The following is a 5,306-nucleotide window of genomic DNA, read 5'->3' as shown; positions in this document are numbered from 1 at the left end:
ACGGCCCCGGCCACCGCCCGGTACGGGCGGCGCACCACGGGCGCGCCCGGGTCCCGTACGGTGGCGCGGCCGCGGGGCCCGTTCTGCTGGGGAGTCATCGTCCGGCCGAGCGGCTGGCGGTCCATCGTGTCCTCGTCTCTGCCCGGTGCCGCGCTGCCCGGCACACCCTTCCGCCCACCCTGGGATCCGGCGCGGGGGCCCGCCACCGAGGTGGTGCATCCGGGTGAGCCGGCCGGGGCCGGGGCTCAGGAGGGCCGCCGGGGCCGCGGGCTCAGGAGAGCCCCGAGCCCTCCTCGCTCTCCGCCTCCACCGCGGCCCGCTCCTCGCGCAGCCGGATCACGTGCCGGCGCCGGGCGACCACCCCGTACGCCGCGGCCGCGCTGCCGAGGAAGGCCAGCACGCCGACCGACGGGCGGTCGAAGACGTGGCCGGTGGCGTGGTCCAGCGAGTACCGGCCGGCGCCGGCGAGGCCCAGTGCCAGCCCGGTCGCGCCGAGGAAGGCCGGGTACTCGTAGCCGCCGCCCATCGCGAAGAAGCCGGCCGGGGCGTGCACCGCGACCGCCGTCGCCATGGTGCCCGCCACCACCGCGCCGGCCGCCGGGGTGGCCAGCCCGGCCACCAGCATGGCGCCGCCGCCGGTCTCGCCGAGACCGGCCGCCAGCGCGCTGCGGTGCCCGGGGTGGAAGCCCATCTGGTCCATCGCCTGGGCGGTGCCCTCCAGCCCGCCGCCGCCGAACCAGCCGAACAGCTTCTGGGTGCCGTGCGCGATCAGTACGCCGCCGACGGCGCCGCGCAGCGCCAGCAGGCCGAGGTCCTTGCGGTTCAGACACATGTCGATTCCTCGCCTCCGAGGTCACGTCCGGTCTCCGGACGTACGGGCCCCCGCCGGTCCGCGAAGGTCCGCACGGGCGCCGGACGTCCCGGTCCCACGGGGTCCGTACGGGCTCCGCGCCGGGTCCGCGGGTGCGTCCACCGGCGGGGACGTCCGGTCTCCATAGCAGCCGAAAGGACCCGTCGGCTCGACCCGGGACCGCCATCCGGGCGAATGTCGAGAAGTCGATGAAGGGAGCACCGAGCGTGGCCGGCGACTCCCCGTGCCGATCGTCGACACCCTGCGCCCCGGAGGCGTCACCGCGCTGCCGCGCTGACCGTCACGTCATGCTTTGTCCATGTTCGTCTTCAACCTCAGCAGCGCGTTCATCGCGTTCTTCGCGATCATCGGCCCGCCGAAGGTCCTGCTCTCCTTCGCCCGGCTGGCGAGCGACCGGAGCTCCGCGGAGCTGCGCCGGCTGGCGGCCTGGAGCACGGTCATCGCCTCGCTGGTCGGCCTGCTGCTGGTGCTCACGGCGGACTTCGTCACCGAGCTCTTCCACATCAGCGACCAGTCGCTGCAGCTGGCCGGCGGGGTGATCTTCTTCATCTACGCGGTCGCGCTGGTGCTCGGCCTGCACCTCGGCGCGGGCGACACCGAGGACCAGCACCTGACCAACCCGATGGTCGACGGCATCCGCGAGCTGCTCCTGCCGTACATCGCGAGCCCGCTGGCGGTGACCGCCGTGCTGGTCGGCACGCTCAGCCAGGACGACTGGGGCTGGCGGGCCACCGTGGCCGGCGCCTACATCTCGGTGACGGTGATCAACTACCTCTGCGTGGCGCTGCTCGGCCCGCTGATGCGGCGCACCCACCCCACCTCGCTGGAGGTGCTGTCCCGGCTGCTCGGGCTGCTGCTGGCGGCCGTCGGGGTGGAGCTCTTCATGGAGGGCCTGGTCGGCCTCGGGGTGCCGCTGCCCCACTGAGCCGGCACCGGTTCCCCCGGCCGGACGGGCCCCGGGGCCTCAGGGCGCCTCCACCGGCCGCCAGGGCACCGGGCTGGAGAGGATCATCGAGCTGGACGGCTGGCCGTACGCGCCCAGCCGGTCGCACAGCCCCTCGAACTCGGCCATCGTCGCCACCGCGACCAGCAGCACGCAGCAGGCCCCGCCGGTCACCCGGTGCAGCTGGAGGACCTCCGGCCAGCCGGCCACCTCCGGGTCGCGCAGCACGCAGCGCGGGCCGTAACACTGGATCTGGACCAGCGCGGTGATCGGCAGCCCGGCCCGGGTCAGGTCGACGTGGGCGTGGTAACCGCTGATCACCCCCTCCGCCTCCAGCCGGCGCACCCGCTCGGCGACCGCGGGCGAGGACAGGCTCACCCGGCGGGAGAGCTCGTTGTACGAGAGTCTGGCGTCGGCCTGGAGCTCGGCCAGCAGGCGGCGGTCGACGGCGTCCATGAGGGCTCCCGGCAGGGTTCGAGGGGCTCGTTCGCGATCGCAAGGCCGATCGGCGGAACGCCTTGCGATCGATAAGCACGGGCGCCTTCACGGTGCCCGGAGCCCATTCAAAACCGGGCATACCCGGAAGCACAATGGGGCCCCGGCAAGGAGCCGGGCAATCAGGAGGGATCGGGATGGGGCACGACACGGTGGAAACACCCAACCTGTCGTTCGGTCGGCCGGCGGCGGACCTCGGCGGGGAGCCGGGTCGGGGGACCCCGTACGCCCGCTACGCGCGGCTGGACGAGCTGCACAGCCTGCAGCAGCCGCTCAGCAAGGAGCCGGCCGAGCTGTCGTTCATCGTCTCCACGCAGGTGATGGAGCTGCTGTTCGGCCTGATCAGGCACGAGTGGACGCTCGCCCAGCGGGCCCTGCGCGAGGGCGACCTGCCCGCCGCGCTGGCGGCGCTGCGGCGCGGCACCCACGCCCAGGACGTGCTGGTGGAGTCCTGGGACCTGCTGGCCACGCTGACCCCGCGGGAGTTCAACTCCTTCCGCTCGGTCTTCGGCGAGGCCTCCGGCTTCCAGTCCTCGGCCTTCCTGCACCTGGAGTTCCTGCTGGGCAACAAGAACGGCGCCCTGCTGAACATGTACCGGGACGTCCCGGAGACCCGCGAGGAGCTGACCGCGGCGCTGCGCTCCCCCAGCCTCTACGACGACGCGCTGGCACTGCTCGCCCGGCACGGCCTGGACGTGCCGGACACCGTCTCCGAGCAGCGCCACCAGGGCGACGAGGCGGTCGAGGCGGCCTGGCGCCGCGTCTACACCGACCCGGAGCACGCCGCCCTCCAGCCGCTCGCCGAGGCCCTGCTGGACGTGGCCGAGCGGGTGACCCGCTGGCGCCAGCGGCACCTGGCGGCGGTCAAGCGCTCGATGGGGGCCAAGCCCGGCTCGGGCGGCTCCAGCGGCCTGAGCTGGCTGCGCAGGTCGGCGGAGCAGGACGTCTTCCCCGAGCTGTGGACCGTACGGAACGAACTGTGAGCAAGGAGAGCAAGCCGGTGATCACACGCGAGGAGTGCGTCGCCCTGGACGCCGCCGACCCGCTGGCGGCCTTCCGCAAGGAGTTCGCCCTCCCCGAGGGGGTGATCTACCTGGACGGGAACTCGCTGGGCGCGCTGCCGGCCCGCACCCCCGAGCGGATCCGCGAGGTCGTCGAGGGCGAGTGGGGGCGCGAGCTCATCCGCAGCTGGAACGACGCCGGGTGGTTCGAGCAGCCGTACCGGCTCGGCCGGCGGCTCGCCCCGATGATCGGCGCCGAGCCGGACGAGGTCGTGGTCTGCGACACCACCTCGGTGAACCTCTTCAAGGTGCTGACCGCCGCGCTGCGGCTGCGCCCGGGCCGGCGCACGGTGCTCGGCGACGGCGCGGCCTTCCCGACCGACCTGTACATCGCCGAGGGCGTGACCGCGCAGTTCGAGGGCGCGCGCAGCGTGCTCGTCGACCCGCACGGGCTGGACGAGCACCTGGGCGACGACGTCGCCGCGGTCGTCCTGTCGCACGTGGACTACCGCACCGGCGAGCTGCTGGACATGCCCGGCATCACCGCCAGGGTGCGGGCGGCCGGCGCGCTGATGATCTGGGACGTCTGCCACTCGGTCGGCGCGCTGCCGGTCGAACTGGGCGCCGCCGACGCGGACTTCGCGGTCGGCTGCACCTACAAGTACCTGAACGCGGGCCCCGGCGCCCCGGCCTTCCTGTACGTGGCGCGGCGCCACCAGGCGGCCGCCGAGCAGCCACTGAGCGGCTGGTTCGGGCACGCCCGCCCGTTCGCCTTCGAGCCCGGCTACGAGCCCACCGAGGGCATCGGCCGCTTCCTGACCAGCTCGCCCTCCCTGCTGGGCCAGGCCGCGCTGGAGTCCTCGCTGGACGTCTGGGAGCGCGCCGACCTGGCGGCGGTGCGGGCCAAGAGCCTGGCGCTGACCGACCTGTTCATCTCCCTGGTGGAGGGCCTGGACGGCATCGAGGTGGCCACCCCGCGCGAGCACGCCCGGCGCGGCAGCCAGGTCGCGCTGCGGCACGAGGACGGCTACCCGGTGGTGCAGGCGCTGATCGCCCGCGGGGTGATCGGCGACTTCCGGGCGCCGGACCTGATGCGCTTCGGCTTCACCCCGCTGTACCTGTCGCACACCGACGTCTGGGACGCGGCGCGGCACCTGGCCGAGGTGCTGGAGTCCGGCGAGTGGCGCCAGGAGCGGTTCTCGCTGCGCGGGGCGGTGACCTGAGCCGGCGGGCGACCTGAGCCCGCGACCCCGGGCGCACCGGCTTTACCGGGCCTTGACCTTGATGCGGTGTCAGATCGTATGCTGAGCGCATGCAGAACATCGGACCACTCAAGCCCGAACTGCCCGAACTGCTGCTCGGCCTGGCCGTCTTTTTCCTGATCTTCGGTGTGCTCGGCCGCGTCCTGCTGCCCCGGATCGAGGAGGTGCTCGCCAGCCGGCACGACGCCACCGTGGGCGGCTCCGAACGCGCCGAGGCCATCCGCACCGAGGCGGCGCAGACCCTCGCCGACTACCGGCGCGAGCTGCTGGAGGCCCAGCACGCGGCCGCCCGGATCCGGCAGGAGGCCTCCGAGCAGGGCGCCGCGATCATCGCGGCGGCCCGCGAGGAGGGGCTGCGCGAACGCGAGCGGCTGGTCGCGGACGCGCACGCCCGGATCGCCGTCGACCAGGCGCTCGCCGCCGTGTCACTGCGGCAGGACGTCGGCGAGCTCGCCGTCGAACTCGCCGAGCGCGTGGTCGGCGAGCCGCTCGCCGCGCTGGCCGCCGAACGCGGCACGGTCGACCGCTTCTTCGACGAGCGGCTCGACGCCAAGAGCTGACGCGGCACGGACCGGCCACGGCCCGACCCCACGGCACGGCCACGGACGGCCCCCGGGAGATCCCGGGGGCCGTCCGCCGTTCCCGGGGCGCCCGTGCGCCGCGCCGTGGGGCCGCGCGGCCGCCCCGGGGGGGGGGGGGGGTGGGGCCAGGGGGGGGGGGGGAGAGACTGGTGT

The 5,306-nt window shown here is 74.4% G+C and carries 6 protein-coding genes; 4 read left to right on the top strand and 2 right to left on the bottom strand.

Translation table 11 applies throughout. The features are described 5' to 3' along the window. Window positions 1-271: 271 nt before the first annotated feature. Window positions 272-832, bottom strand: coding sequence for a DoxX family protein (locus tag ACWEQL_RS40695; RefSeq protein ID WP_452156383.1), 561 nt, complete (start codon window positions 830-832; stop codon window positions 272-274). Window positions 833-1,169: 337 nt separating this feature from the next. Here ACWEQL_RS40695 and ACWEQL_RS40690 point away from each other — a divergent pair, with 337 nt between their 5' ends. Next, window positions 1,170-1,796, top strand: coding sequence for a MarC family protein (locus tag ACWEQL_RS40690; RefSeq protein WP_452156381.1), 627 nt, complete (start codon window positions 1,170-1,172; stop codon window positions 1,794-1,796). A gap of 39 nt (window positions 1,797-1,835) precedes the next feature. Here the strand turns inward: ACWEQL_RS40690 and ACWEQL_RS40685 are convergent, their stop codons facing one another. Further along, on the bottom strand, window positions 1,836-2,270 hold the full coding sequence (locus ACWEQL_RS40685) for an Lrp/AsnC family transcriptional regulator (protein WP_452156379.1): 435 nt from the start codon (window positions 2,268-2,270) through the stop codon (window positions 1,836-1,838). A gap of 176 nt (window positions 2,271-2,446) precedes the next feature. Between ACWEQL_RS40685 and ACWEQL_RS40680 the strand changes: the two genes are divergently transcribed. The 3 genes from ACWEQL_RS40680 (at window position 2,447) to ACWEQL_RS40670 (ending at window position 5,132) form a co-directional block, all read left to right on the top strand. Beyond that, entirely contained in the window at window positions 2,447-3,292 is an 846-nt protein-coding gene (locus ACWEQL_RS40680) for a tryptophan 2,3-dioxygenase (protein WP_452156377.1), read from the top strand. Next, window positions 3,289-4,533, top strand: coding sequence for a kynureninase (kynU, locus tag ACWEQL_RS40675; RefSeq protein WP_452156375.1), 1,245 nt, complete (start codon window positions 3,289-3,291; stop codon window positions 4,531-4,533). The genes ACWEQL_RS40680 and kynU overlap by 4 nt, the downstream gene beginning before the upstream one ends. Window positions 4,534-4,622: 89 nt before the next feature. Continuing rightward, window positions 4,623-5,132, top strand: coding sequence for a F0F1 ATP synthase subunit B family protein (locus ACWEQL_RS40670; RefSeq protein ID WP_452156373.1), 510 nt, complete (start codon window positions 4,623-4,625; stop codon window positions 5,130-5,132). Window positions 5,133-5,306 lie beyond the last annotated feature (174 nt).

The sequence above is a fragment of the Kitasatospora sp. NPDC004240 genome (genome assembly GCF_053603215.1).
The sequence above is the reverse complement of the archived record's forward strand: the minus strand, read 5'-3'. Positions and strand labels throughout refer to the sequence as shown.